The organism is Paenibacillus sp. IHB B 3415, assembly GCF_000802655.2.
GTDB classification, from domain to species: domain Bacteria; phylum Bacillota; class Bacilli; order Paenibacillales; family Paenibacillaceae; genus Paenibacillus_AQ; species Paenibacillus_AQ phytohabitans.
The window spans coordinates 1-26179 of sequence record NZ_JUEI01000068.1; the positions used below are offsets into that span (position 1 = coordinate 1).

General features: G+C 49.3%; 20 protein-coding genes and 2 pseudogenes. 2 read left to right on the top strand and 20 right to left on the bottom strand.

Annotated features, from left to right (window positions below; translation table 11 throughout):
• The 10 genes and pseudogenes from QW71_RS26510 to QW71_RS26545 all read right to left on the bottom strand — a co-directional run.
• Positions 1 to 1068 (bottom strand): annotated as a pseudogene (locus QW71_RS26510) (hypothetical protein); the annotation flags it as partial.
• Positions 1069 to 1193: 125 nt separating this feature from the next.
• Entirely contained in the window at positions 1194 to 1331 is a 138-nt protein-coding gene (locus QW71_RS39295; protein ID WP_235441559.1) for a helix-turn-helix domain-containing protein, read from the bottom strand.
• Complete coding sequence (locus QW71_RS26515; protein WP_039306402.1) at positions 1328 to 2095, bottom strand: hypothetical protein; 768 nt, start codon at positions 2093 to 2095, stop codon at positions 1328 to 1330. Before QW71_RS26515 ends, QW71_RS39295 begins: the two co-directional genes overlap by 4 nt.
• Positions 2096 to 2220: 125 nt before the next feature.
• Complete coding sequence (locus tag QW71_RS26520; RefSeq protein ID WP_039306404.1) at positions 2221 to 2751, bottom strand: helix-turn-helix domain-containing protein; 531 nt, start codon at positions 2749 to 2751, stop codon at positions 2221 to 2223.
• A 125-nt stretch (positions 2752 to 2876) separates the two neighbouring features.
• A complete protein-coding gene (locus QW71_RS26525; RefSeq protein ID WP_083442737.1) occupies positions 2877 to 3521 on the bottom strand; it encodes an AraC family transcriptional regulator in 645 nt (214 codons plus the stop codon).
• Complete coding sequence (locus QW71_RS26530) at positions 3475 to 4095, bottom strand: hypothetical protein (RefSeq protein WP_039306407.1); 621 nt, start codon at positions 4093 to 4095, stop codon at positions 3475 to 3477. The genes QW71_RS26525 and QW71_RS26530 overlap by 47 nt, the downstream gene beginning before the upstream one ends.
• Positions 4096 to 4122: 27 nt before the next feature.
• Positions 4123 to 4245: a hypothetical protein gene (locus tag QW71_RS41875; RefSeq protein ID WP_268794634.1), complete on the bottom strand. Its 123-nt coding sequence runs from the start codon at positions 4243 to 4245 to the stop codon at positions 4123 to 4125.
• 49 nt (positions 4246 to 4294) lie between these two features.
• Positions 4295 to 5398: pseudogene (locus QW71_RS26535) on the bottom strand (transposase); the annotation flags it as partial.
• A 444-nt stretch (positions 5399 to 5842) separates the two neighbouring features.
• Positions 5843 to 7420, bottom strand: coding sequence for a response regulator (locus tag QW71_RS26540; RefSeq protein ID WP_039306409.1), 1578 nt, complete (start codon positions 7418 to 7420; stop codon positions 5843 to 5845).
• Positions 7417 to 9327, bottom strand: coding sequence for a histidine kinase (locus QW71_RS26545; RefSeq protein ID WP_039306411.1), 1911 nt, complete (start codon positions 9325 to 9327; stop codon positions 7417 to 7419). The genes QW71_RS26540 and QW71_RS26545 overlap by 4 nt, the downstream gene beginning before the upstream one ends.
• Positions 9328 to 9813: 486 nt before the next feature.
• Between QW71_RS26545 and QW71_RS26550 the strand changes: the two genes are divergently transcribed.
• Positions 9814 to 10704 (top strand): hypothetical protein, encoded by an 891-nt coding sequence (locus tag QW71_RS26550; protein ID WP_039306414.1) that lies wholly within the window; start codon positions 9814 to 9816, stop codon positions 10702 to 10704.
• A 383-nt stretch (positions 10705 to 11087) separates the two neighbouring features.
• Here the strand turns inward: QW71_RS26550 and QW71_RS42295 are convergent, their stop codons facing one another.
• The 9 genes from QW71_RS42295 to QW71_RS26595 all read right to left on the bottom strand — a co-directional run bounded on the left by QW71_RS42295 (position 11088) and on the right by QW71_RS26595 (position 21252).
• Positions 11088 to 11282 (bottom strand): DUF6199 family natural product biosynthesis protein, encoded by a 195-nt coding sequence (locus tag QW71_RS42295; protein ID WP_039306418.1) that lies wholly within the window; start codon positions 11280 to 11282, stop codon positions 11088 to 11090.
• A gap of 157 nt (positions 11283 to 11439) precedes the next feature.
• A complete protein-coding gene (locus QW71_RS26560; RefSeq protein WP_039306421.1) occupies positions 11440 to 12018 on the bottom strand; it encodes a TetR/AcrR family transcriptional regulator in 579 nt (192 codons plus the stop codon).
• The gene (locus tag QW71_RS26565; protein ID WP_235441560.1) at positions 12008 to 13414 is read right to left on the bottom strand and encodes an MFS transporter; all 1407 of its coding nucleotides are present in this window, start codon (positions 13412 to 13414) and stop codon (positions 12008 to 12010) included. The genes QW71_RS26560 and QW71_RS26565 overlap by 11 nt, the downstream gene beginning before the upstream one ends.
• Positions 13415 to 13585: 171 nt before the next feature.
• Positions 13586 to 14818 carry an MFS transporter gene (locus QW71_RS26570; RefSeq protein ID WP_047013989.1) on the bottom strand — a complete coding sequence of 411 codons (1233 nt, stop codon included), beginning with the start codon at positions 14816 to 14818 and terminating at the stop codon, positions 13586 to 13588.
• Positions 14819 to 14851: 33 nt separating this feature from the next.
• Positions 14852 to 15436 (bottom strand): TetR/AcrR family transcriptional regulator, encoded by a 585-nt coding sequence (locus QW71_RS26575; RefSeq protein ID WP_052770264.1) that lies wholly within the window; start codon positions 15434 to 15436, stop codon positions 14852 to 14854.
• A gap of 555 nt (positions 15437 to 15991) precedes the next feature.
• The gene (locus QW71_RS26580) at positions 15992 to 17956 is read right to left on the bottom strand and encodes a glycoside hydrolase family 127 protein (RefSeq protein WP_039306424.1); all 1965 of its coding nucleotides are present in this window, start codon (positions 17954 to 17956) and stop codon (positions 15992 to 15994) included.
• A gap of 55 nt (positions 17957 to 18011) precedes the next feature.
• Positions 18012 to 18869 carry a carbohydrate ABC transporter permease gene (locus QW71_RS26585; protein ID WP_039306427.1) on the bottom strand — a complete coding sequence of 286 codons (858 nt, stop codon included), beginning with the start codon at positions 18867 to 18869 and terminating at the stop codon, positions 18012 to 18014.
• Between the two features lie 3 nt (positions 18870 to 18872).
• Positions 18873 to 19796 (bottom strand): carbohydrate ABC transporter permease, encoded by a 924-nt coding sequence (locus QW71_RS26590; RefSeq protein ID WP_039306430.1) that lies wholly within the window; start codon positions 19794 to 19796, stop codon positions 18873 to 18875.
• Between the two features lie 103 nt (positions 19797 to 19899).
• A complete protein-coding gene (locus QW71_RS26595; protein ID WP_039306433.1) occupies positions 19900 to 21252 on the bottom strand; it encodes an ABC transporter substrate-binding protein in 1353 nt (450 codons plus the stop codon).
• Between the two features lie 159 nt (positions 21253 to 21411).
• Between QW71_RS26595 and QW71_RS26600 the strand changes: the two genes are divergently transcribed.
• The gene (locus QW71_RS26600; RefSeq protein ID WP_039306436.1) at positions 21412 to 22302 is read left to right on the top strand and encodes an AraC family transcriptional regulator; all 891 of its coding nucleotides are present in this window, start codon (positions 21412 to 21414) and stop codon (positions 22300 to 22302) included.
• A gap of 128 nt (positions 22303 to 22430) precedes the next feature.
• On the opposite strand, the gene QW71_RS26605 is transcribed toward QW71_RS26600, so the two are convergent.
• The gene (locus QW71_RS26605; RefSeq protein ID WP_083442738.1) at positions 22431 to 26009 is read right to left on the bottom strand and encodes a DUF5695 domain-containing protein; all 3579 of its coding nucleotides are present in this window, start codon (positions 26007 to 26009) and stop codon (positions 22431 to 22433) included.
• Positions 26010 to 26179: the final 170 nt, after the last annotated feature.

Consider the following 26179-nt stretch of genomic DNA (forward strand, 5'->3'; position numbering starts at 1 on the left):
CCACATTTCATAGGCCAGCACCTGATTGGTTACTTTGGGATCAGAAATCCGCTCCATATAATACTTAAAGGTTGTCTCATTTTTTTTGTTGCTGGCGTTAATCGGAGTGCCATCCGGCAGTTCCAGCGGCGGACCGTTCAGCCGTCTTGCAGCTTCGATCTGCTCCTGGACCTGCCTCACAGCCTCAGCGATCCTGATCTCCTCCCGCTTCACTTCCAACTGGCTTCGCGCATAGGCTCCAGCGGCACTCTTCTCCATCGCCAGCCGCAGCAGCAGGAGATATTCTTCGTTATGTATGAGCGGTACACTCTCCGCCGTGATCGACGGATCATAATCACAGGCCTTAACACCTGCCTGCTTGAAATAGCCGCTTAGATCCTTCCCTGCTTCATATTGAACCTTGGCTACACCCAGGGACGCCAGCTTCCGGCGTGCTTCCTCAGCCTCCGAGTGGACGGCTTCCATCTGCGTCTTGTTCCCGAACGCTTCGTAGACCTTGAAGGCCATCTGCGCCTTCGCGATCCCATCCCGCGCCGCGAAGATATCCTTCAGCTTGCTTAGCGCCGCAATACTCTCTACGGTCAAAAGCCCGGACGTTTGGATGATATTCCGCAGCTTCTGCACTGCCGGATCGTTATTCAGCTCATCCTTTCCCAGCAGGACGGTAACCGAAGTGATCAGATGCGATACACTCCTCTGCACAAAGGCTGGAATGGAAACCCGGCCAGCGGTATTTGACGTCCCAAAGCTTCCGAATGCACCAGCGAGAAGACTAAACTGCTGCGTAAGCTTGTCGGCCTGCCGTTTATTCTCCTCTTGCAGTCCTGTGACCCCCTTCAGGGCTACCCGGATGATATCCTCCAATTTCTCGGCTTCTACGGTTAATTCATTGATCAGGACCTGGGCCTTCACCAGGCGGTCTCCCAGGGGAATCCCGTCCCAGCCGCTGGACTGGCCCTTCAGCTGCAAATACAGCCGGTTGGTGTCCTGGCTTACCTGGCCTATTCTGGTCTGCAGGCGCTGGACTTCATCCTCGTTAAATATAAGCTTCGTGGAAGACAATATCATCCCTGCTTCCTTGTCAATATATATCCATTATTGTTATGCAGATTCCTTCTTTATCGGATTAATCTTCCATAAATATAAGAGATAACCATTGAAATGAAAGAGTAAGGGATGGTAAACACTTCAGGTTATTGATCTATTGACGCAGACAATACTTTTTGCTGATTACGGTATTCTACCGGACTCACACCTTCACTTTCTTTAAATACGCGGTTGAAGTTCTTGGTGTTCTCAAACCCGGATTTCTTGGCGATCTCGTAAATCATATCATCCGTTGCTTGGAGCAGCTGCTTCGCCTTACCGATCCGGACTTTCTTTGCTTGAAATAGCCGCTTAGATCCTTCCCTGCTTCATATTGGACCTTGCCTACCCCCAGCGAAGCCAGCTTCCGGCGTGCTTCCTCGGCCTGCGCGTGGACAGCCTCCATCTGCGTCTTGTTCCCGAACGCTTCATAGACCTTGAAGGCCATCTGCGCCTTCGCGATCCCATCCCGCGCCGCGAAGATATCCTTCAGCTTGCTTAGGGCCGCAATACTCTCTACGGTCAAAAGCCCGGAGGTTTGGAGGTTATTCCGCAGCTTCTGCACTGCCGGATCGTTATTCAACTCATCCTTTCCCAGCAGGACGGTAACAGAAGTGATCAGATGCGATACACTCTTTTGCACAAAGGCTGGAATGGAAAACCGGCCAGCGGCATTTGACGTCCCAAAGCTTCCGAATGCACCCGCGAGAAGACTAAACTGCTGCGTAAGCATGTCGGCCTGCCGTTTATTCTCCTCTTGCAGTCCTGTGACCCCCTTCAGGGCTACCCGGATGATATCCTCCAATTTCTCGGCTTCTACGGTTAATTCATTGATCAGGACCTGGGCCTTCACCAGGCGGTCTCCCAGGGGAATCCCGTCCCAGCCGCTGGACTGGCCCTTCAGCTGCAAATACAGCCGGTTGGTGTCCTGGCTTACCTGGCCTATTCTGGTCTGCAGGCGCTGGACTTCATCCTCGTTAAATATAAGCTTCGTGGAAGACAATATCATCCCTGCTTCCTTGTCAATATATATCCATTATTGTTATGCAGATTCCTTCTTTATCGGATTAATCTTCCATAAATATAAGAGATAACCATTGAAATGAAAGAGTAAGGGATGGTAAACACTTCAGGTTATTGATCTATTGACGCAGACAATACTTTTTGCTGATTACGGTATTCTACCGGACTCACACCTTCACTTTCTTTAAATACGCGGTTGAAGTTCTTGGTGTTCTCAAACCCGGATTTCTTGGCGATCTCGTAAGAAGTGATCAGATGCGATACACTCCTCTGCACAAAGGCTGGAATGGAAACCCGGCCAGCGGTATTTGACGTCCCAAAGCTTCCGAATGCACCCGCGAGAAGACTAAACTGCTGCGTAAGCTTGTCGGCCTGCCGTTTATTCTCCTCTTGCAGTCCTGTGACCCCCTTCAGGGCTACCCGGATGATATCCTCCAATTTCTCGGCTTCTACGGTTAATTCATTGATCAGGACCTGGGCCTTCACCAGGCGGTCTCCCAGGGGAATCCCGTCCCAGCCGCTGGACTGGCCCTTCAGCTGCAAATACAGCCGGTTGGTGTCCTGGCTTACCTGGCCTATTCTGGTCTGCAGGCGCTGGACTTCATCCTCGTTAAATATAAGCTTCGTGGAAGACAATATCATCCCTGCTTCCTTGTCAATATATATCCATTATTGTTATGCAGATTCCTTCTTTATCGGATTAATCTTCCATAAATATAAGAGATAACCATTGAAATGAAAGAGTAAGGGATGGTAAACACTTCAGGTTATTGATCTATTGACGCAGACAATACTTTTTGCTGATTACGGTATTCTACCGGACTCACACCTTCACTTTCTTTAAATACGCGGTTGAAGTTCTTGGTGTTCTCAAACCCGGATTTCTTGGCGATCTCGTAAATCATATCATCCGTTGCTTGGAGCAGCTGCTTCGCCTTACCGATCCGGACTTTCTTCAAATAGTTCACAAAATTCTCTCCCGTATAATCCCGGAAGGCCTGGCTGAAATAAGAATAGTTAAAGGACACTAGATTAGAAATAATGGTCATATTAATATTCTGCGCATAGTTCTCGTGAATGTACTGGATCGCCTGCTTCATTTCTTTATTATCGATCTGTACAGATTTCAAGGTTTGGAGGTTGCCATCTAGCAGCAGGAACAAGCTCTCTACTTCACGGTAATAGTCTTGGAAACAGCTGAACTGATATAAATCGCTAACCTTGTTGTACCGTTGCAGTCTTTCCGTTGATTCTTCTTTACCATACGATTGAATGGTTTGATCAAATACAATATCGTTCAAGGCTCTGCTGATTTCCTCAAGATACCCGATATTCTTCGGGCTGATATCCGCAGCGTCCAATATTTCACGCAGCAGTCCCAGCATCTCCTTCTCCCGCCCTGAACCCAGCATATTCGCAACCCTTTTGATGCTTGAAATAGCCGCTTAGATCCTTCCCTGCTTCATATTGGACCTTGCCTACCCCCAGCGAAGCCAGCTTCCGGCGTGCTTCCTCGGCCTGCGCGTGGACAGCCTCCATCTGCGTCTTGTTCCCGAACGCTTCATAGACCTTGAAGGCCATCTGCGCCTTCGCGATCCCATCCCGCGCCGCGAAGATATCCTTCAGCTTGCTTAGGGCCGCAATACTCTCTACGGTCAAAAGCCCGGAGGTTTGGAGGTTATTCCGCAGCTTCTGCACTGCCGGATCGTTATTCAACTCATCCTTTCCCAGCAGGACGGTAACAGAAGTGATCAGATGCGATACACTCTTTTGCACAAAGGCTGGAATGGAAAACCGGCCAGCGGCATTTGACGTCCCAAAGCTTCCGAATGCACCCGCGAGAAGACTAAACTGCTGCGTAAGCATGTCGGCCTGCCGTTTATTCTCCTCTTGCAGTCCTGTGACCCCCTTCAGGGCGGTCCGGATAATATCCTCCAATTTCTCCGCTTCAACGGTTAATTCATTGATCATGACCTGCGCCTTCACGAGGTGGTCTCCCAGGGGAATCCCGTCTCAGCCGCTGGACTGACCCTTCAGCTGCAAATACAGCCGGTTAGTGTCCTGGCTTACCTGGCCTATTCTGGTCTGCAGGCGCTGGACTTCATTCTCGTTAAATATAAGCTTCGTTGACGCCATGTCACCCTCCCGCTTTTGTCCGCACAGCAATATTTCCTATGTAATTTACTCAACTTTCGCAGCCTAAATCTCCAAACAAACCCTTGATATAGCTGGGTAAACTAGAGATCCAATCCTGGAGTTGACAAAAAACTGCTGTTCTGTTCTTCTTGGTTTTGGCCTCTGACATTTCGAGAAATAAATTCATGAGTTGCTGAAGTGCGGTCTGGTAATCCAGATCACGGACTTCATCGGCAAAGAGAAAAAAGAGTCCTCCGAGTGTCCGGTTATCACTCGATTGACGCCGTTCGTATTCCATCGCCAAATAACGGGTGAATACAATCGTGGTATGGCTAATCAGTTGGTCAAAAGAGCGTCCCTGGAACTCCGTCCCCAGTTTCAAATAGCTTTTAGTGACTTTGAAAAAGGTCTCAATACTCCAGCGCATGCCATAGATTCGTACGATTTCAGCTGCATCCAGCGTGAGATCTGTACTCAAAATCGCCAGCCACTCCCGTTTTTTATTCCGGTTGCGGACAAACACAAGCTTCACGGACAGACCGCAGGTCGTTTGGACGATGACGGAGCCTTTAATGTCCTTGGCAGTCGAGGGGGGAAGACTTTGAAACACTTCGCGCAGCGTCATTCGCTTGCCTTGAACCAGATAGCGTTGTTTCATTTCTTTCACCATGCCAATCACGTGAAGACCTTTGGCAGTGAGCTCGCGAAGCAATGGAGCTTGCGTAAACCAGCTGTCCATAAGGACGTAGTCGGCGGTGAATCCTGCACGTAGCGCTCGATCCAGCAAGGCCACAACCGCATCCGGTTTCCGGGAAAAGGCCTCCATCCGCCGTTTGTATCCATTGCTGCGTTTGGAAAGATTCGAAGTCATTTCGCATAGGCGATTAGCCAGTTTAGCTGAAGACAGCATGACAAAGTCAAGCGGAGCGAAGCTAAAACCGTCCGACCAACCGAGCGTTAGCATGGTGTACCCTTTGATAAATTTACCAGTGGAATGGTCAAAGACTCGTGCCAAGAGCTCTGCCTTTTTGCTCCGGTTTCGGCTGAGCACCGAATCGTCGATGATGAACACCCGCACACGTGTAGAAGAAATAAGCGATTCGAAGCCCTGCACAATTTGAAGACTTAAGGTCTGCAAAAAGCGCCGCCAAGCAAAAGAAGCTTGATGCGAGAAGACTAAACTGCTGCGTAAGCTTGTCGGCCTGCCGTTTATTCTCCTCTTGCAGTCCTGTGACCCCCTTCAGGGCTACCCGGATGATATCCTCCAATTTCTCGGCTTCTACGGTTAATTCATTGATCAGGACCTGGGCCTTCACCAGGCGGTCTCCCAGGGGAATCCCGTCCCAGCCGCTGGACTGGCCCTTCAGCTGCAAATACAGCCGGTTGGTGTCCTGGCTTACCTGGCCTATTCTGGTCTGCAGGCGCTGGACTTCATCCTCGTTAAATATAAGCTTCGTGGAAGACAATATCATCCCTGCTTCCTTGTCAATATATATCCATTATTGTTATGCAGATTCCTTCTTTATCGGATTAATCTTCCATAAATATAAGAGATAACCATTGAAATGAAAGAGTAAGGGATGGTAAACACTTCAGGTTATTGATCTATTGACGCAGACAATACTTTTTGCTGATTACGGTATTCTACCGGACTCACACCTTCACTTTCTTTAAATACGCGGTTGAAGTTCTTGGTGTTCTCAAACCCGGATTTCTTGGCGATCTCGTAAATCATATCATCCGTTGCTTGGAGCAGCTGCTTCGCCTTACCGATCCGGACTTTCTTCAAATAGTTCACAAAATTCTCTCCCGTATAATCCCGGAAGGCCTGGCTGAAATAAGAATAGTTAAAGGACACTAGATTAGAAATAATGGTCATATTAATATTCTGCGCATAGTTCTCGTGAATGTACTGGATCGCCTGCTTCATTTCTTTATTATCGATCTGTACAGATTTCAAGGTTTGGAGGTTGCCATCTAGCAGCAGGAACAAGCTCTCTACTTCACGGTAATAGTCTTGGAAACAGCTGAACTGATATAAATCGCTAACCTTGTTGTACCGTTGCAGTCTTTCCGTTGATTCTTCTTTACCATACGATTGAATGGTTTGATCAAATACAATATCGTTCAAGGCTCTGCTGATTTCCTCAAGATACCCGATATTCTTCGGGCTGATATCCGCAGCGTCCAATATTTCACGCAGCAGTCCCAGCATCTCCTTCTCCCGCCCTGAACCCAGCATATTCGCAACCCTTTTGATTTTATCTGCCGGCACCTGATAGCCGTTATCCTTAAGGCAAACCTCTTCGAATGTTACGATACCGGGTGCGGGCAGCATGAAAGTATGCTTCAAAGAAACAGCCGCCTCCTCATAAGCAGAGTACAGCTTCTCCATCCCATAATTCAGCCCGCTTACGGCGATGTTGAGGTGAGAATCTGCCTGCATCAGCTGCCTTGTTACAGTCCGTGCAGCAAGCGCTCCCTCCGTCAGAATAACAGCCTGCGAATTCCGGTCAAAAAACCGCACAAAGCGAAAATGAAATAAAGGCTGAAGCTGTTCTATTAACGCATGTATCTGCGCCTTAAAGGTCATCGTCCCTAGTGCCTGCAAATCCCCGGCATATTTAATCATCACTGCATGAAAACCGTGATCCATCCAATCCAGCTCCAGCTGGGCGAGCCGTTCTCTAACCTCTTCCGGCTCCGCTGATGGATGGCCTGCGTAGAAATTCAGCTGGCTCTCCATGTACTCCTCCCGCTGCTCAGAGGATGCGGACAGTGCATCTATCAATTCCTCTCTTCGTCCAAGCTCCTCTTCAGCCCGCTTGATCGCAGCAGCCAATTCCTCGCGGATCACCGGTTTGAGCAGATATTCCTTCACTTCATAGCGGATAGCCGCTTTGGCATAAGAGAAATCATCATACCCGCTGACAATTACTATTACAGGCTTCAGATGGAAGTCTTGTACCGACTTGATTAATCCGATCCCATCCATCTCCGGCATACGAATATCTGTAATCAGAAGGTCTATATTCACAGCTTTCAGTATGTCCAGCGCCTCAAAAGCATCGCAAGCCAAGTGAATTTTATAGACATCTTTATATTCCCGCTCAATCATGGCCTGAAGACCGCGGCGGATATTCTTTTCATCATCCACAATCAGGAGCTTTCTCATATAATCTGCGTTCCTCCTCTACCTGATGTTAATAAAGGCAGCTTAACGGTCACTTGGGTATAGCTTCCCCGCTTGCTCTCTATCCTGAGTCCATGTTCATTACCGTACACCATCTGAATCCGCTGATTCACATTTCGCAGCCCGATGCCGCTGCCCTTATTCAGCTCCGTTGTTTCCGCCGTCTCCCGGGGCAATGCATTGAATTCCTCTTCACTCATAATCAGCTTACGATTCAGCTCCTGCAGCTTATCCTCTGCAATTCCGATACCGTTGTCAGTCACCTCAATATAGAAGTAACCCCCGTCTTCAAAAGTATGGATAGCCACAATCAGGCCGTCACTTTTCATCAGAGCGGAATAAACCCCGTGCTTCAAGGCATTCTCCACAATAGGCTGCAGCGACATCTTCAATATTTCGTGATCCCAAAATCTGTCCTCCACCTCAATCTCCAGTTTCAGCTTCTCATCATAACGGATGCTCATAATAGCTATGTAATGCTGAATATGCCCCATTTCATCTCTCAGCTGCACCCGGTCACCTGTCCATCTGAGATTGTAACGCATCATACTGCCCAGGGAAGTGAGCGCATCCGATACGGTATATTGCCCCTCAACCTCTGCAAGCATCTTCAAATTTTCCAAGGTGTTGTATAAAAAATGGGCATCAATCTGATTGTGCAACGCCTGGAGCTCGGCTTCTTTCGTGGCTGCGCTGCGCTTCACCGCATCAGCGATCATTCCATTGATCGTATTCAGCATCTGCCGGAAATGGTGGGCCAGCTCTCCGATCTCATCGCCGCCTTTGACATCAATATCTACGCCAAAGTCACCGCCGCGCACTTGTTTCATGGAGTCCCGCAGAATATTCAGTTTGTTCAGTATGATGGACTGCATGAAGAAGGTTGTAATTGCCAGAAGCATCAGCAGGATTAGAATGACCACAATAACGGTGTTTCGGGTTTGATCTATCTTGGAATATGTAGTGTGTAATGAAATCACATTGATAAGCTCTGCATTGATTTTATCGATATGTTCCACGAGGTATAGGAAATCCTCCCCTTTGTGGGAGAGCAGCAATGATGACTTGCCTGCTTGCTTGTAGTTGGCGACGGCCTGCTGAATATCAGCTTCATCCAATCCCGGTAGCGGGTCTGTGCTGTTGGCATGCAGGTTGCCCTGCTGATCAAGTATGTAGAACCGGGAGTCCCGGTCACTGCTGTTGTTATAAGCTTTTTTGAAGAAATTCCCGATGGGCATATCGACTTTGACGATTCCAAGATGCTGGAAAAGATTCTGGCTGTTCATTTGATTAACTCCCGCCATCAAGGAGACTATAGAGCTTGAGCTTGGGTTCACAGCATCGTTGCTGTCCTGTAATATTGCATCTTCAGGTTGAATCTCCCATAGATCGTTTCTAGTTTGATTCATCATTTTAGTATAAAATGGCTTGTCCTTAATCCTTTCTTCATGATAAATGATCGGCCAGAGCTCACTAATCCATGGATTGTTCACGAAAAAGTGAATATTTGCGATATCCGAATTATTGAACAACACGGTTTGTAAATAGGTGAAGGAGTATTCCTGAAACCGCTTGATATCGTTCAACCCGGGCTCCGATTCAACGGTTACATACTCCCTCAGCTGCCGATCCGAAACCAGTAATCCGATTGACTGCTCCATGACTCCGATTTTGCTCATAATCTCTTGTTTCTCATTATCGGTCTGGTAACGGTTCTCCTTGATGATGTCTTTGATCGTATTCTGATAGAACCCGGTAAACAAATAGTTGGAAATTACAATAACCGGAACCAGAATAATCACGATATAAGCCCCAATCAGCTTGATTTGAATGGATAGATCCGCAAGCCACCTTTTAAGCTTCTCTGCTGTGCTCCTAACCCTGGCCATCTCCTGCCCCTTTTCTTCCAACCGCTTCTGTTATCTCAATTATATTTCATCATGTTTGAATTCATAAGGCAGCAAATTTCAGTAAGGGTTGCAGAATTTTAGTTATATTCGTTTAATGCTGGCACCAATCACGGCTCTTTCCTTCCCCACCTGTAAAAAACGCAACGTTTCCTGCAGATTTAACGCCTAGCTGTTCATTAGGAGCATTTCCGCTAACATGCGCGGTGCTGTCATCCACTTATAACCTTTAACTGAGTAGCTTGATTGCCCCGAACAAAGCAAGATCTGCGTTATCTGATTGTCGCGCCAGCCGTAATCGTTTTATCATAGTTGTATTTCATTTCTTCGCCCAGATATTCTTCTGCCTCTGAATGGTTGTTAAAATATACTAATTAACATTTCTATATATTGGAATATATGATTCAATATATAAGTAAAATGAATTATTTTCCATTAATATATTATAAGAAATTAGGAGGAGTTTTCATGAGGTTAAAATCATTTGTTTCTGGCGTTTTAATGGTAACGATTTTATCTTTTGGTCCAAACGCATCTGCTGCTTCAGAACAATCAGTTTATGAAGGGGTTGCCTACAGTAAAGTTGATTTAAGTGAGGTTGGAAGCTTATCTAAGATTGCACTCATCCAAGAGAAAGAAAAGTTATCTGTAAGCTTCGAGCTAAACGGTAAAGAATACGATATTGATGCCGTAAGCTTCGGGAAGGATGAAAATGGAAGGAAATATGCTACAACTGAAACTGCAGATGGTGTTTCTTTTAACCTTCTCGAATCTAATGGTTCTGTTACAGGTGTAATTTCAAATACAAAAATATCACCAATTAATCAAACAGTTGAAGAAAGTTTTGGTTTTGTTATTTCTAAAAGTGTGAGCCAAGCGGAACTGGAACAAACAATACAACAAGCACAAATCGAAAACAGCGAAATTCTAGAATCATCCGTACAGAGTATTCATACATTGCCAGCAAAGAAGTCTTTTAGCGACTCTCGTCTTCTAGCGAGTGATCTTCATGTTTTAGCAAGCGGGACTAGCATTCCTTTCTTACTACCTAGCGGAATGTCGGAAGGATGGGTTTTCTCTACACATACAACGCAACAATACTTTAGAGTGAGTAACCTACGTTATAATATCGCTTACAACTGGCCTTCTGATGGCGTTTCGTTATGGTATGACTATATGAACAGTACTCAAGCATATCATTCACCAGCATGGCCTGCAGCCGGTCAAACGAGCGTTAGTGGACAATGGGATATTGATGCGACTAAAGGTAAATTTGTAGCTCAAACTTCCGTGACAGCCCTTGTAAAAAATGTACCTTTGGGCTATACGGTTTATGATACAGTTGATGTTGGTAACTAATCACTCTTAGAAAATCCCAAATTAACCCCCTTTGTATTAGGTCAACTAGAAATTACTAGTGGGCCTTTTTTTATATCCGTTTTGAATAATTTCACTGAATGAGGTTCCAATCCACTGCGACGAGCGCCCTATTGGGAGATGACATGAGCGTTTAGGGGAGAACTTATCCTCGGACATAGTGTTTTACGGCAGAAGAAAAGAGTGAAGGAAATCCCGATAAAATAACCGTAATTCCTTGTTTCAAGAAATCACACCATCACGTGTACGGCTATAATTATAAGAGGGGGAATCTTCACTCTTTAATTGAATCCAATTACCTCCATTTTAGTGGAGGTTTAATAGCGTGTTTTTTAAGTATTCCTAATGGATACGATCGGCTTTCGTTAGAGAACTTTCGATAGCAGCACAATACCAATTACAAGAAAGATAAACCCTCCCAATCGATAAAAAATCAAAGAGCCAGCACTTGGTTCAACCTCTCCTTCAAACCTCCACCAGTTTGACATATACCATGAACTTCGCGGGCTAATAAGAGCTACAATCCCCAACACTGTGAATACAACTATGAAAATCCACATTATACACCTCCATAATTATATATATATTCCCATATTTCCCTGGTTATTTATATTGTAACGTAAAAGAATTAATTTTGTATGTTTCTGTTTCATGTAACTGATCCTTTTCCATAATTCCCGCCGTTTGTTCCTTCAAGTGAACTGGTAAACCTCCACCTTAAGGCATTAACCCCCTGGTAAACGTCTGTACACTTTCCTTAATGAATGCCTCAAGTGAGATTGTGCCAATGTCCAGATTGTTGGCGAAAACCCCGTAATTCATCGAGATGAAGGAATAGGCCTGAATCTCCGGATTGACATCGGTCAGCTTCCCCTTGCCGGCCATCACCGTGAAATAATTCGTCAAAATACTTATAAATTGTCTGGGATGCTTCAATGTTCTTTCCCTGAACCCCGGTAAATTATCCGCTTCTTTCACGCTGATCATAATCATTTTGCGGTTGCGGTTCATAATTTCATGGTAGGTCCGGCTGATCAGCAGCAAGTCTGTCTGTAAATCCCAGATCAGTTTCTCTTCAAACAGCCTGGTCATTTCTTCAGCATAATGAAAGCGGTCAAAGGCAGCTTCGAGCAGGTTCTGTTTACTTCCAAAGTGGCGAAACAATGTTTTCTCACTGAATCCGGCTGCGGCAGCTATTTCCAGGGTAGTTACCCCTTTATAACCCTTGCTTGCGATTAAATCGATTGCTGCGAGCAGCAATTTGTCACTGTTGCTTATACTGCTGTCAACGCTCACTTAGTCCACCTCCGCTTTGTATTTTAGCACTGCGCCCGAATTGAAGGAAGTAGAGCAAGACTATTACAGCAACCAATAACGCAAGCGCAACGAAAATATTGCTGTACACGAAAGCCGTGCTATTGTGCGGGAACGGGTTTAGATGAATAGCAGTTGTACCCATATCAAGGATTTTCCCGAAGACAGCGGCAGAGACAGCCCCGGCAATGAAATTAAACATGGACAAGAGGCCCATCCCAATCCCGATCTGCTCCTTCGGCAGCGTCCGTGAAACGGTGTTCGTCAAAGCAATCTGCATCAACGATTGACCGAGAACACTGAAGATAAGGAAGACCGAAATAAATACCGGTGACATCCCCACGACGAAAGACAAGCATAAGAAACCAAAGATAAGAATGCTGGCCGCTGTATATAGCAGATACGGATTGCCTTTCTCATCCGCCAGCTTGCCCCCTTTGCGTCCCATAAATGCAGTTACAAGGGCTGACGGCAGCATAATGATCCCCGTAACGGCCGGTGAGAGCTGGTTCACCTGGGATAGCAGCTGAGGTGTAGTGAACGGAGTCCCGAAGCCTATAGCCGCCATTACAAAGTATATTGCTAAACCGAAGGTAAACGGTCTGTTGCGGAACACAGCAGGTTTGATGAAGGGATCAGCAGCATAACGGATACGCACCATGAACAGGATCAGCATAACAACTCCTGTCACAGCATACCCCCTCCCTCCGTTAGTCAACGCGAGCAATAAGGCAGCAATGGTTCCTGCCAAAAGAACTCCGCCGATGAAGTCGATTGTGCTGTCTTTCCCTTTCTCGTCATCCAGATATTTGCGGTAAAACGGCAGCGTAAACAGCGACAGCAGGGGAATCACAAACAGCACCTGCCAGTTCCAGGCGGTGGACACGAAGCCGGCAATAATCGGGCCCAAGGCCGCGCCAAGAGAAGTCCCGATTACGTTAGTGCCTAACATCCGGCCGCGTTTCTCAGGCGCAAAGTAACGAATGGGGATGATCATGGCCAGCGCAGGAATGACCGATGCTCCAACAGCCTGCAGAATTCGGGCGGCGATCATCATCCAATACTCGGTAGCCAGAAGCCCCACTATGGAGCCGGCAGCCAAAAATAACAGGCCGAACGTCAGCAGATTCTTCAAGCTGTATTTGTCCGTCAATTTGCCGAAGGTCACTGTGCCAATGGCGTATACGATCAGATAACCGGTCACGATCCAGCTCACCTGCGATGGTGAAAGCTGAAACTGTCTGCTGATCACCGGAAGAACCACATTGAACATTGTTCCATTCATCACGGAGATGATCAGTGTAAAGACAAGAATACGCATTAATGGCGCGCCATGATTCGCCTGCATAGTATTCTTTAATTGAACATTGTCGTCCATTGCATTCATTCACCTCGTTTCTATTCTTACTAATGACTGTCAGTACTTACTGACATTTAAATAGATAATAGCTTACTTTTTTATAAACTGTCAACGGATAGCGGCTAATTCAAGAATATCAACTTAAAAAGGCATACGATAGAATCATCGCATGCCTTCGCACAGTAACTGTTATTCTGCCGGTACAGCAGACACCTGTTCACTTGTGACAGGCCTTCTGGATGGCAGTTTTAATAGAAGAGAAACCAGGAATCCCAGGAAAATAATTGACCCCAAGATCCCGAAGGAAAGCGGGTAGTTCTCCGTCTTTAATAATTTCAGGGCTAACAAAGGGCCCGTGCTGGCGCCTAAGAATAGAATAAAGGCGTTGAATGAAATTGCCGATCCGCGCGCACTTCCGCCCAGTTGGCTGACGATTGATATGACCACGGGAGTTACCAGGGCAATCCCCGCCACAAACATAACGCTCATCAGGACGATAACCGGCAGGCCCGGGTTCAAGCCTAAGGCAAGCAGCCCTGCTGAAGCTAAAGCTAATCCGCCCCGCAGAACAGCAGCCATCCCCAGTCTTTGGGCAATTCTTCCCGAGAAAGGTGACAACAGCATTCCCGCGATTCCCGCTGCACGAATCGAAAGGATTGCCTGTGCGGAGAGGCCAAACTTGGCTGAGCTTAGGTAACTTCCTAATACGGTATACATCCCGACCAAGGATAACAGCAGCACGAAGGTTATGGCAAAAGCCAGCAGCAGCTGTGTTTGTTTGAGCAGCCCGGCCATCTGTTTGAACTTTAGCAGCACATTTTCTTTCGGGCGGTGCAATTCATCCTTCGGGAGAAAACGAATGACAATGACTGCCGTAATCCCGTACACTACTCCCAGAATAAAGAAAATTTCGTGCCAGCCCCAATATTCGTTAACCAGCCCGCTAAACACCTGGCCTACGATCCCTGCCATCAACAGTCCGGAGCTTATAAATCCGAGAGCTGTGAGTCTTTTATGGGGAGGGAACATTTCCCCCGCATACACGAGTGAAATCGGCGCAAATGCAGCGGCAATAAGCCCTTGGGCCCCTCTGAGAACAATAAGCCCGTAGAAGCTATCCACAAATCCGATCGCAACGGTGACTAAAGTTAACCCGATAATACTTGCCGCCAGGAATATTTTACGTCCGTATCTGTCAGAGAACGGCCCGTAGAGCAGACAACCGAGAGCATAACAAAGTGAGAACGAACTCCCAATCCATGCTGCCTCACCCGGGCTGATCTGAAAGGCCTGCGTAAATACATCAGCCAAAGGAATTGTGATATACATGCTGGTTAAGATGACCAATCCGCACCAGAATAAAATGACTGTCATTAAAGAGTAGCTTGGATTGCCGCTCTGCTTGCTTATCGTCTGATTCATGAAATAAAGCTCCCCCGGTTTAATAAGATTTTTTTAATTTGCAGCAGCAGCAATTCCATTCATCACATGGATCAACAGATCGTTGATGTAATCCTCATCCGGGATTTTTTTATAGATCAGAATCTGAAAGTAAATGGGACCATAGAGCAGATCCAGGACGACATCCAGGTTAACCGCCGACTTCACTTCACCTTTATCGATGGCTGCCTGGAGCGCCTGTTTGGCTGTATTTCTCTTGATGATTAAGAATAGGGTGTAAAAGTCTTTGGCAATCTCATCATTCTCCGTAACGATGGTTAAGGTGGACTTCCCGATCGGGCTGTTCAGAATACGCGCCAAAGCTTCAAGCTGCTGCCTGAAGTTATCCTGAATCGGTTTATCGGCGTCAAAATCAAACTCGGATTCCGCGGTCATGAGAAACGCATCCAGTACAAGACGCGCTTTATTGTTCCACCATCTGTAAATGGTTGATTTGCCTACTCCGGCCTGTGACGCCACCGCCTCAATGGTTAAAGAGGAATAACTGTTTGCAGCGAGCATCTCAATCGTCGCCTCCAGAATCCCCTGTTTACTGCGGGCTTCTTTGTGTTTCACATGAATGTTTATGTCCGTGTTCAATTGTTTCACCCCCTGAATCGCAACTAATGCACACAAACAAACGAAACGATACGTTTCGTTAAATTATCTTATAAAAATTCATAATTGTAAATTTAAAATAATTATTTTCAGAAAACAAGTATATGTGAGCTCATTCCACAAGCTTATGTGTGTGAGGAGTAGATTAGCCGGCTGAGTGCAAACGAAAGTGTCCTCCCGCAGAGCTATGCGGACTCAGGGGACCTTATTTCGCGGAAAAACCAGTTTTTCTGCCTGTTGCGGACTCAGGAGCCGTTATATTGTTCGCTCGGGCTTAAAATGAGGGGAGTCGGGTCCGATAAGTGCATCTGAGTCCGCATAGCCTGCAAAAAGGCCTGATTTGGTCAAATAACGGCTCTCCAGTCCGCAAAGGTGCTGCCGCTGATGGACCGCAGGAGTGTGACGGGTGCCATACACAAAAAGAGATGCCCCGGCCAGCCATGCAACGGCTCCGAGGACATCTCTGATTACTCTGGTTACTCTATTAAGCTACACCGGTTAAATTCTGTTCTGCGGCAGCAGGAATATTATATCCACTTATCTGCCGGCTTCCTCCTCAATCCAGACGGACATTTCACCAACTCCGCGGTTAGCCCAGGCAAAGTAAGGGATGAATTTCAGCTGCACCTCCCGGCCGGTCCAGGAGGCTCCGCTGCTGTACAATCCCTCCGCTGCCCACTCCCCTTCCGGCTGTGCCCTGATCCCCGGGACGCTCAGAGTCTGAATGCCCTCCGGAAATCCCGGTTCTTCGGCCAGAGTATAGGCTTGCCCGGCCGGCATCCGCAGCTGGTACAGCCGCTTTCCGTTATCCGCCTCCTCCAGACAATAGACGAACGGGCCGCGCTGCAGGGCGACTTTGGAGAAAATCTGGCGGATATGCGGATGTCCCTTCATCCGGCGCACCGGCATTGCGAAGCACACCTCAATGGCATCGCCGGGCGCCCAGCTGCGGCTGAGATGAATATACCCGTCAGCACTTCCGCCGCTGTATGTACGGGCCTGGCCTTTTATGGATACTATCGCCTCATTGCTCCACTCCGGCATGCGCAGGGCGATCGTGAATTCCCGCTCCTGCTCCGGATCGACCACAAAGCGGACCTTGCCATCCGTGCCGTAACTGGAATGCTGTTCGAGCCTTAACGGCAACCCGTTCACCACCGTTTCCAGCTCCCCGCCGATATAGAGCTCCACGTATAAGGTATCACCTTGCGCAGAATACATGTAATCTCCAAGCGAAGCCAGCAGACGTGCGACATTGGGCGGGCAGCAGGCGCAGGTGAACCAGCCTTGGCGCTCTGCTTTTACGTGCTTATAATTCTTGTTCTTGCCCAGGACCTCCGGATAAACCTCCAGCGGATTCACATAGAAGAACTTGGTTCCATCGAGCGACATGCCGCTGATTACGGTATTGTAGAGGGCTCTCTCCAGCACATCCGCATATTTGCGGTGATGATCCAGGGCCAGCATACGCCGGGCAAAAAAGATCAGCCCTACAGAAGCGCAGGTCTCGGCATAAGCCAGATCAGGCGGTAAATCATAATCGGCCGTGAAGGATTCCCCTTGTTCCATGGACCCGATGCTGCCTGTAATGTACATCCGTCTATTCACGATGTTATCCCACAGCTTCCGGCAGGCGGCAAGCAGACCCGCATCCTTCGTTTCCAGTGCGATATCAGCCATCGCTGTACACATATACACCAGGCGAACCGCATGTCCCTCTGCAGTGGCCTGCTCCCTGACCGGCACATGGGATTGGTTGTAGAGGGGATCATGCACCATGTCGAGTTCCGGGAAATGCAAGGTACGGCCGCGCCGCTCCCATTCCTCTTCGAAATAATACGGCTGCTGCCCCCGCTGCTCCAGGAAATAACGCCCCAGCTCCAGATACTTCTTCTCCCCTGTAGCATGGAATAATTTCACGAGTGCCAGCTCGATCTCCTGATGCCCGTCATACCCGTGCAGCTTGCCGGGTTCGGTTCCGAATACGGAAGCTATGTAATCGGCATAGCGGCTGACCGCATCCAGCAGCTTTCTTTTCCCCGTGGCCCGGTAGTAGGCTGTTGCCGCTTCAATCAGATGTCCGGCGCAATATAATTCATGGCATTCTGCCAGATTGCTCCACTCCTGTCCCGGTTCCTTCAGCAGAAAGTAGGTGTTCAGATAACCATCTGCCCGCTGAGCGGCAATCAGGAGTTCAATCACCTCATCGGCAATGTCCTCAAGCGCGGAATCCCGCTGGGTCTCCAGCAGATAAGCAACCGCTTCGAGCCATTTGCCGACATCGCTGTCCTGAAAAACCATTCCGTTGAACCCGCCCTCCTCCCGTCCGGCAGCAATCTTGAAATTGCGGATCGCATGGCTGGGGACAGCCCCCTCAATACGGTCATTCAGCGCTTCCCACTGATAAGGAACCATAACTTCGCGGACCAGACGGATATATTCGGACCAGAATACATCTTGGATCTGAACCTTGCCGGATGCGGCTGTGGTAATTTCATTCATTATATGGAACGCTCCTCTCATCTCTGTTACAGAAATTTTACTTTCCTGTACGCAGCTACCCCTTGACTCCGCCAACCGTTAACCCCTCCATGAAGAAACGCTGGAAGAACAGGAACAGGATTAATATAGGCAGAATAGCCAATACGGCTCCTGCGATTAAGGCTTCATAATTATTGCCAAGCGGGGATACGAAGGAAGCCAGGCCGATGGGCAATGTGAATTGCTCTGTTGTCCGCAGCACAATTAACGGCCACAGGAAGTTGTTCCAGCTGTTCATCGCCTGCAGGATGGTAATGGCTCCGAAAGCCGGGGCCATCAGCGGCACCATAATTTTGAAGAATATCCCGTATTCCGAGCATCCGTCGATTCTGCCGGCATCCATGAAGTCTTTGGGCAATCCAAGCGCGAACTGGCGGAAGAAGAAGATCGGCAGCGGCGAGACAATGAAGGGCAGGATCACCCCCCAGATTGTATTGATCAGCTTCAGGGAAGTCATCAATTTATAGAGCGGCAGCAGAATAATCTCCACGGGAATCATCATAACGACAAGGACCAGTGTGAAGATCAGATTCCGGCCCTTGAAGCGGTACATCCCCAGACCGTATCCGACCATCGACGAAAAGAGCAGACTAAGCAGAGTAAACAACGTGGTGATCAGCAGACTGTTCTTATACCAGCCAAAATAGTTGCCGGCTGCACCAATGCCCGAGAATATGCTCTGATAATTATCCAGACTCATCAGATTGAAATCGAGCCGGACGTTGAGGCCGTAACGGAACAATTCCGTAGCCGGCTTAAGTGAGGCCAGAAACAAGGCATACAGCGGAAATAACATCAGCACTGCCAGTATAACGAACAATAGCATCAGTACCGCGGAGGACAGGCTAAACTTGGATTTTAGTTGAGGCTGCATCGTCTAGTCCTCCTTCTTGAACATACCGGTAAGTGTTAATTGCAGCAGGCTGACCACTAAAGTGATTCCAAGCAGGACGATGCCGATGGCGGAACCCAAACCAAGATTGAAATATTGAAAGCCCTGCTGATAGATATAACCGACTATAGTAAGGCCGATATTCTGTGGTGAAGGTTTGCCTGCCCACAACATGTAACTCTCTGTAAACATCGCATAACCGCCGTATATCGTGATCGTCACGACGTAGATCGTGATCGGCTTCAGCAGAGGAACAGTGATTCTGATCAATTTGCGGAAGGCGCCAGCCCCGTCGATTTCTGCCGCTTCATACAGCTCGCCGGGAATGCTCTGCAGGGCGGACAGGAAATACAAGACATTAATCCCGATCCATCTCCACCCGGCCAGTACAAGCAGGGCAAACATCCCCAAGCTGGAGCTGTAGAGCCAGCGCTGGCTGGAGATCCCGAACAGATGCAGAATGGTATTCATCAGGGCTCCATCAAGCTCCCCGAAGATCAGGCGGAAGACGACACCCGCTACAACAACCGAAGTCAGAGCTGGAATAAACAAGGTGGAACGAAAAAAATTGCTCCACGGCATCTTTTTCGAGTTCAGCAGTACCGCCAGCATCATCGGCACGGGAATTAGCAGCAGTAAGGTCAAGAGGGTATATCGGCTGCTGTTAAACAACGCGGCGCCAAAATCCTCATTCCACAAGCCTCTATAGTTGTCGACTCCTACAAATGACACTTCTCCCGGCAGAACCTCCTGGAAGCTCATCACCACGGCATTGATCAGCGGATAGGCAAAGAAGACGGCGAAAGACAATAGAAACGGCAAAACAAACACATAGGGTGCTATTTTTTGAGAATTTCCCAGGCGGGCTTTCTTAATAGGTATGGGGGGCAACTCTCTTTCAATCTGCATAGCCAAACCTCCACTCTCTGCTGGTAAGCATACTCATGAATCCATGCCTTAAAGGGGGAGATACATCTCCCCCTCTCCGTCCCATTCCAGGAAGACAAACCGCTTATTTCAGACTGTCCTGCACATCCTTCAGTACCTGTGCCGGGTCTTTCATGTCGATGAAGATCTGCGGAATCGCTTTATTGCGGATGGCATCGAATACTTCCGGTGACTTCTCACGGATATGAACCGGAGCGATTTCATCCTTGACGCTGAGCAGGGTGTCGAAGATATCCGTACCGAAGTAATCGGTGAATTTATTCGACTCCTTCATGGCCGGATCACTCCATACATCCGTACGGATCGGGTCAAAGCCGAGCTGCTTCCAGATTTGCAGATTCCCTTCCTTGGACAGCTTGGCATAAGCCAGGAATTCCTTGATCAGCTCAGAATTCTTCGCCTGATTGGTGATGGAGGTCGCTGTTCCGCCCATTCCTGCTGAACGGTTGCCGCCTTCTTCCCAGGCCGGCATTGGACGGATAATGACTTTTCCTTTGAGATCAGGGATATGGTCTGTGAACCGGTTCATGAACCAGAAAGGCATGAAGACGGATGCCGCGCTGCCTGAATCCATATAGCCGAAATATTCTTCGGTATCATGGCCTGCGCCCGGAGCAACAGCTGCAACTCCTTCCTTCACCAGCTGCTGGAAGAATTGCATCGTCTTCACATTGACGGGTGTATCCACGGTAACATTGCCGTCCTGATCCACCTGATCCGAGCCCTGCTGGCTGATCGCCGGCCACCACGACCAGTTGCCGTTGCCTTCAAAGGTAATCATCGGCTTGCCTGTCTTCTCCAGCATTTGCTTGCCTGCGGTTTCGAAATCAGCCCAGGTCTTGATGGTGTCGGGATTAATGCCTGCCTGATCCAGCATTTCCTTGTTGTAATACATTACAGTCGCGCCTACATGGTAGTCGATTCCATAGTAGGTATCCTCTTTGCTGTAGATTTCCACTCTGGATTTCACAATGCTGCCCAGCTCCGGTTCAACAATATCATTCAAGGAGACCAGCTGCGGGGTTCCCTTCATGAAATTCGGGAACTTGCTCTGCTCGATATCCACCAGATCAGGGGCGCCTACACCGGACTGCAGCGCGACCAGCAGCTTGGTATGCATATCATCATATGGAATAGTGGTTGCCTCAAGGGCAATCTCCTGGTCCGGATGGCTCTCATTCCAGCTTGCCGCCATACTCTCATAGAACTTCTGATGCGCATCCACAAAGGTCCAGAACACCACCTTTTGCGCCCCGGCCGCCGGTGTTGCTTCACTGCCTTCCGCCGGTTTGCTTCCATTGTTCTGCGCCGGTGCGTTAGCGGGGGATGTCTCTGTATTCCCGTTACCTCCGCAGCCGCTGAGCCCCATAGCCACAATCAGCAGTAATACGGTCATACCCAGAAATGCTTTTTTCATTCAGCTTCCTCCTTGAATGATATTTACCAAGCCCTTTCCTTTCATCCTTCCAACTTAGAAGAAAGCGCTTTATTTATAATAATACATGTTGTATCATGAGAAAAAACGGTGATTTCCAACCTGAATTTTAATCATTTCAACCTACTGGAGGCTTAGCTAATGCTCTCACCGATTCTCCATTTCATTTCCCCGCCGATTCCTTACTTCGTAGATTGCGGCCATGCCACTTATACGGCTGGTGAACATCATATCAACCGCAACTGCATCGGGGTATTCGATCTGATCGTTGTGCTGAAGGGGACCCTATCGGTCGGTGAGGACGGGAAGGAGTGGCAGCTGAAGGAGGGCGAGATTCTCATTCTCCGTCCGGACGGGCATCATTACGGCAGCTCTCCCTGCACCGGGGATACGAAGATTATCTGGATTCATTTCCAAACCTTTGGAAGCTGGAAGGAATGTGCAGACATGGATGAATGTCTGGACAACCAGAGTGCCTTAATTGAGAGTCATAAGCAGAAGGCCTACCTCAATCATGCCGACGTCTGTTCCATATACATCCCCAAGCATATGAAGATTACAAGCAAAGCAATGGAGGTGCTGGACCTGTTCTTCGAGCAGGAGCATGAACCGCAATCCCTGCGGAACTGGAAACGCCAGGCTTCCTTTCAGTCCTTCCTCCAGCATCTGGACCGCGACCTCGCCTCCCCCTCTGATGCTACCGCCATCCAGCTTGCCGAGCGGATTGAGCTCTACATCCGCCGCAACTATACCCGGGACATTAACAATCCGCTGCTGCAGAAGGAATTGAACTACCACTCCAATTATCTGGCCAAAAGCATGCTGAAAGCCTACGGCATGACACCTATGGCTTACCTCCAGAACTACCGTGTCGAGCAATCGAAACGTCTGCTGCTGCAGACCTCCTGGTCTGTGACCCGGATTGCCGAGGAGGTCGGCTTTCATCATGTCTCCCATTTCTCCTCCTGCTTCTCGAAGAAAGAAGGCCTGTCCCCGTCGGACTTCCGCAGCAGGTTTATCCGGAAACGCTGAGTGTGCACAGCCGGATCACATTCCAGGACAGTCGCTCCGTCCGCTTCATAAACAACAAAGAGGGAGTCCCCTATCTCACGGGTTCTCCCTCTTTGCGATATGCACTTCTCCTGGAAGCCTTCCGGAGGTCAGCTTACAGGCACTTCAGGTGTCACCGGTGCTTCAGGTGTCACCGGTGCTTCAGGTGTCACAGGAACCTCCGGTGCACCTGGATCAGGAGCACTGCTATCCGGCAGCGGAGTGACTTCGCCTTCAGGATGCTGTCCATCCGTTTCTTCAAGCGGCGGTTGGGCAAGCCCGGAATCCGGCTGCAGCGCATCTGGCTCCTCCAAGGAATCGGAAGCCGACAGCGCCGGCATCGCCCCGCCGAAGAGCGCGGTAATCTCGGAAGCACTGAGGGCACGGTTAAAGATTATGAAATCATCGACAGCGCCGTTCAGATTAGGATCACCGTATTGCGATCTGCCGATATAATTCTGCGAGGTATTGCCCAGGCTGGAAGGCTTCAGTGTCATGCCCGTGTTGACGGCAACCTGCACGCCGTCCAGGTAGAGACGGCCTGTCGTGCCGGACAGGGTCACAACCACATGCTTCCATGCTCCGGTGGCCAGCGGTGCAGCTGCCGAAAGCTGCTGCTCTGTGCTATTGCCGCCGGTGGTAATGGCAAAGCGCATCCCCCCGCCGCCAATCTGGGGCGCCAGGAACATATTAGCGGTTGTTCCTGTGCCAAAATCAAAGATTCTCGCCCAGTCACTATTGGCTGTAATCTTGACCCAGGCGGAGATCGTAAAGTCGTTCAGCTGACTGACCACGCCTGCCGGAAGTGAGGCATAAGCGCTGGTCCCGCTGAGATTCAGCGCATTGCCTGCACCTGTGCGGCCGGTAACCCAAGTGGAGGTTCCGGTCAGTGCCGCATGGTTCAAGCCGTAAGAGGAATCCGTAACCGTTGTTCCGGAGGACTGGTTCATGTTGTAGTTGACAACGATGGAGGAGACCGGGGTAGCGGTTCCCTGCTGGATCTTCACTTCATAGGAAGACCCCGTGCCGATATTCAGGCTGGCGGTTGCAGTCTGCCCGTTCACCGCAGTGAAGCTGCCGGAAGCTACATTGTTCACCGTTACGTTATAAGTTCCGGGGGCAAATCCGTTAAAGGCCACCTTCGTAACATGTGCGGTACCCGGTGTTGCATTACTGAGTGTGAAGCTGGCACTGGTCTTCGCCTTGGCGACGGTTGCCAGATTGTATTTGTCCCGCTCCAGGCTCATGCCCCATTTCTCAGTAATCAGATTCAGGCGCTGATATACACCGTCCTTAGGTGTAACGATGTAATTCCCGCTGCTCTCCGTGACCTCGCAGCCGTAGCCGTACAGGCCGAAGATCGGATCAACTGCCACATCGGAGCTCAGCAGCTTGATCGCGCCGAACAGGCCGAGATCCGCTTCGCCGGACATGCCGCGCCAGCCATTGAACAGCGGCCCGCCGTCAAGGCCAAGTGCGCCGTTATTGCCCTTCATCGCCTGATACGTCCAGGATACGGCGCCGATATCCGCCGGATCGGAGCTGATCTGCCCGGAGTTGATCGCGGTCAGATTCGCGAGCTTGGCGGCATAGGTTAAGCGCTGCTCTACTTCCGGAGTGGCGGAATTATTACGCACCCAGTCATCCATTGCCGTTCCGGCAAGCGCTGCCGTGTATTGGAACTGCCACCATGGCTCCCCGTTGATCGTTACCGGATCGGAGTAGAAATACCAGACCGGCATTTTTCCACGGACGGCACGGGTTTTGGTGTTGATTTTACTCTTGATCGTATTGTTGTTGTTCATCTTCGCCAGCATATACACGGCTTCTTCGCCCGTATTGTCATAGTTGTATTCGGAGCCGTAAGGGTATGCGGTACTGGCGAAATTGTTGTATTTCGTGTTCATTTTCGCAATGATATCATTGGCCTGGGCAGTATAGCCCTCTGCCTGCAGAGCCTTGATGATCTCCGGAGTAGTCACCTCTCCCATTAGGCCGGTATTCCAGTTGTAAGCTACAGGACCGTCATAGAGCGCTTTCATAATGTTATACGCCCGCAGCAGATAAGTATTGCTGGGCTGCGCATAGGTGATCAGGCCGGGGTACAGCTTGGAAATCTTGTACATGCTGAAATACGTATTGTAGATATGCGGGTAAGCGTACCCCCGGTAGGTCGGAGTAGTGTTCGGCGCGGCCATGAGGAAGTCAGGCACCAGGTAATCGGTATGATGGCCGGCCATCAGGTTCGTCCAGATCGTGGTCTCCAGATACTGGTCGAGTGCGGTAATTTCTGAGGTTACAGGCTTCTGGACGTTCTTCTCGGCGAGGAATTGGGCATGTGTATATCCCCAGTCATCCCCCCAGCCCCAGTACCCGGCAAAATTATTGCGTTTGCTATTGGTCTGCATCATCCAGTCATCGAACGCCTTGTCCCGGATATCTCCAGGCACGTTCCACTGCTGATTGTTCACCATGAAGGTGGCATGGCGCTGGAGTGCCGTATCTACCGGCTCAATAGCATAGAACTGCAGGGTCGTCTTTTCTCCGCTGCCGTAATTGACAGTGATGTTGTTGGGGCCGAGATGATTCATCTGCAGGGAGTACAGCTTGTGGTCGCCTGCTGTTGTGCCAAGGGAGGCTACCGTCGTTTCAGACGGATATTGCGCGGTTACGGAAGTGATGGTCTTGGAAGTGCGGAGGTCAAACTTGGCTGTCTGATTGGTTGGCACGACCAGGCTGGGAACTACAGTGGTATCGATCAGCCCCTCCGAGTACAGCCGGTCCTTGGTGGCCTGCTCACTGGCGGATTTGAAGAATTTGAAGGCATAGGTTTTGCTTGCTCCCGGCGCAAGTGTCAGACTGCTGTTCGGCAGGTAGCCGCGCCCCGTACTCTTGATCACATTGGAGTGGATGTAGTAGACCGAGAGGCCTTCCACCCAGCCCCCCTGATCGCCCGCCCATTTGCTGCCCGCATGATCCTGGATGCGCCAGTTATCCATATACTCGAAGCCTGCACCGGTGGTTGCATCCGGCACCAGCAGGAGCGAAGGCCCGATGCCGCTGGGGCGCTGCGCGGTTACATAGGAGCTGTTATTGCCGATGAAGGATTGGGTAACCACCCTGGTTTCATAGATCTGCTCATTGCTTCCGCCGGTCCAGAATTCGTTGAAGGGCAGCGGCAGGCCGAAGTCGCCGATCTCCAGTGTTTGTGTACTGGTGTTGGTCACTTGAATCTGCCAGAGCAAGTAATCGTTCACAAGAGAATAGCTTTCATTCACCCGGAAATTACGGATACCCTCGGCATTCGCGGAATTCTGATATATGATATTGACCGTACTGCCGGTCTGGCTCTGCGTACGCCCATCCGCGGATTTATTGGTTAAAGCCTTGGTCCAGGCGCCGTTGTTCAGCCGGTAAGTGAACATCAGCTCTCCCAGCCACTGGTGGTCTGCCGTATTCTGGTTGGGGGCATTGGTTGCATTCATGACATAGTTTGTGGGGAAGTTATCTCCGGTCAGCTTCAGGCTGGTAATGTCGCCGTTGGTACCGGTACTGACCTGAAAATTGCTGTTCGACAGATCATAAGCAAAGGCGGGCTGGGCAAACCACAGTAAACTTAAGGCTGCTGTGGTGAATACGGCGCTTAGCAGCGTCTTTTTCACGAATGGGGATTTCATTCTTCCCGGCATTGCGGTTCCTCCTTGAAAAGCGGAATGTACAGTATGTCTCTTCCTCCACTTTACTGGAATTCCTCTATGAATCTTCGAATCTGTGCGCTGCTCCTCCCCTCCCGGCCAGGTCCTGCACCCATTGTTGTATTTCAAAATTATAGTAATTCACCTACAATAATACATGCTAT

Bases quoted from the DNA above. Each gene is read 5' to 3' on its own strand.
- QW71_RS41875 (WP_268794634.1), bottom strand. From the start codon at position 4,245: ATGGCGTCAACGAAGCTTATATTTAACGAGAATGAAGTCCAGCGCCTG.
- QW71_RS26515 (WP_039306402.1), bottom strand. From the start codon at position 2,095: ATGATATTGTCTTCCACGAAGCTTATATTTAACGAGGATGAAGTCCAG.
- QW71_RS39295 (WP_235441559.1), bottom strand. From the start codon at position 1,331: ATGATTTACGAGATCGCCAAGAAATCCGGGTTTGAGAACACCAAGAAC.
- QW71_RS26605 (WP_083442738.1), bottom strand. From the start codon at position 26,009: ATGCCGGGAAGAATGAAATCCCCATTCGTGAAAAAGACGCTGCTAAGC.
- QW71_RS26545 (WP_039306411.1), bottom strand. From the start codon at position 9,327: ATGGCCAGGGTTAGGAGCACAGCAGAGAAGCTTAAAAGGTGGCTTGCG.
- QW71_RS26570 (WP_047013989.1), bottom strand. From the start codon at position 14,818: ATGAATCAGACGATAAGCAAGCAGAGCGGCAATCCAAGCTACTCTTTA.
- QW71_RS26595 (WP_039306433.1), bottom strand. From the start codon at position 21,252: ATGAAAAAAGCATTTCTGGGTATGACCGTATTACTGCTGATTGTGGCT.
- QW71_RS26520 (WP_039306404.1), bottom strand. From the start codon at position 2,751: ATGATATTGTCTTCCACGAAGCTTATATTTAACGAGGATGAAGTCCAG.
- QW71_RS26580 (WP_039306424.1), bottom strand. From the start codon at position 17,956: ATGAATGAAATTACCACAGCCGCATCCGGCAAGGTTCAGATCCAAGAT.
- QW71_RS26585 (WP_039306427.1), bottom strand. From the start codon at position 18,869: ATGCAGCCTCAACTAAAATCCAAGTTTAGCCTGTCCTCCGCGGTACTG.
- QW71_RS26540 (WP_039306409.1), bottom strand. From the start codon at position 7,420: ATGAGAAAGCTCCTGATTGTGGATGATGAAAAGAATATCCGCCGCGGT.
- QW71_RS26550 (WP_039306414.1), top strand. From the start codon at position 9,814: ATGAGGTTAAAATCATTTGTTTCTGGCGTTTTAATGGTAACGATTTTA.
- QW71_RS26590 (WP_039306430.1), bottom strand. From the start codon at position 19,796: ATGCAGATTGAAAGAGAGTTGCCCCCCATACCTATTAAGAAAGCCCGC.
- QW71_RS26525 (WP_083442737.1), bottom strand. From the start codon at position 3,521: ATGCTGGGTTCAGGGCGGGAGAAGGAGATGCTGGGACTGCTGCGTGAA.
- QW71_RS42295 (WP_039306418.1), bottom strand. From the start codon at position 11,282: ATGTGGATTTTCATAGTTGTATTCACAGTGTTGGGGATTGTAGCTCTT.
- QW71_RS26600 (WP_039306436.1), top strand. From the start codon at position 21,412: ATGCTCTCACCGATTCTCCATTTCATTTCCCCGCCGATTCCTTACTTC.
- QW71_RS26565 (WP_235441560.1), bottom strand. From the start codon at position 13,414: ATGGACGACAATGTTCAATTAAAGAATACTATGCAGGCGAATCATGGC.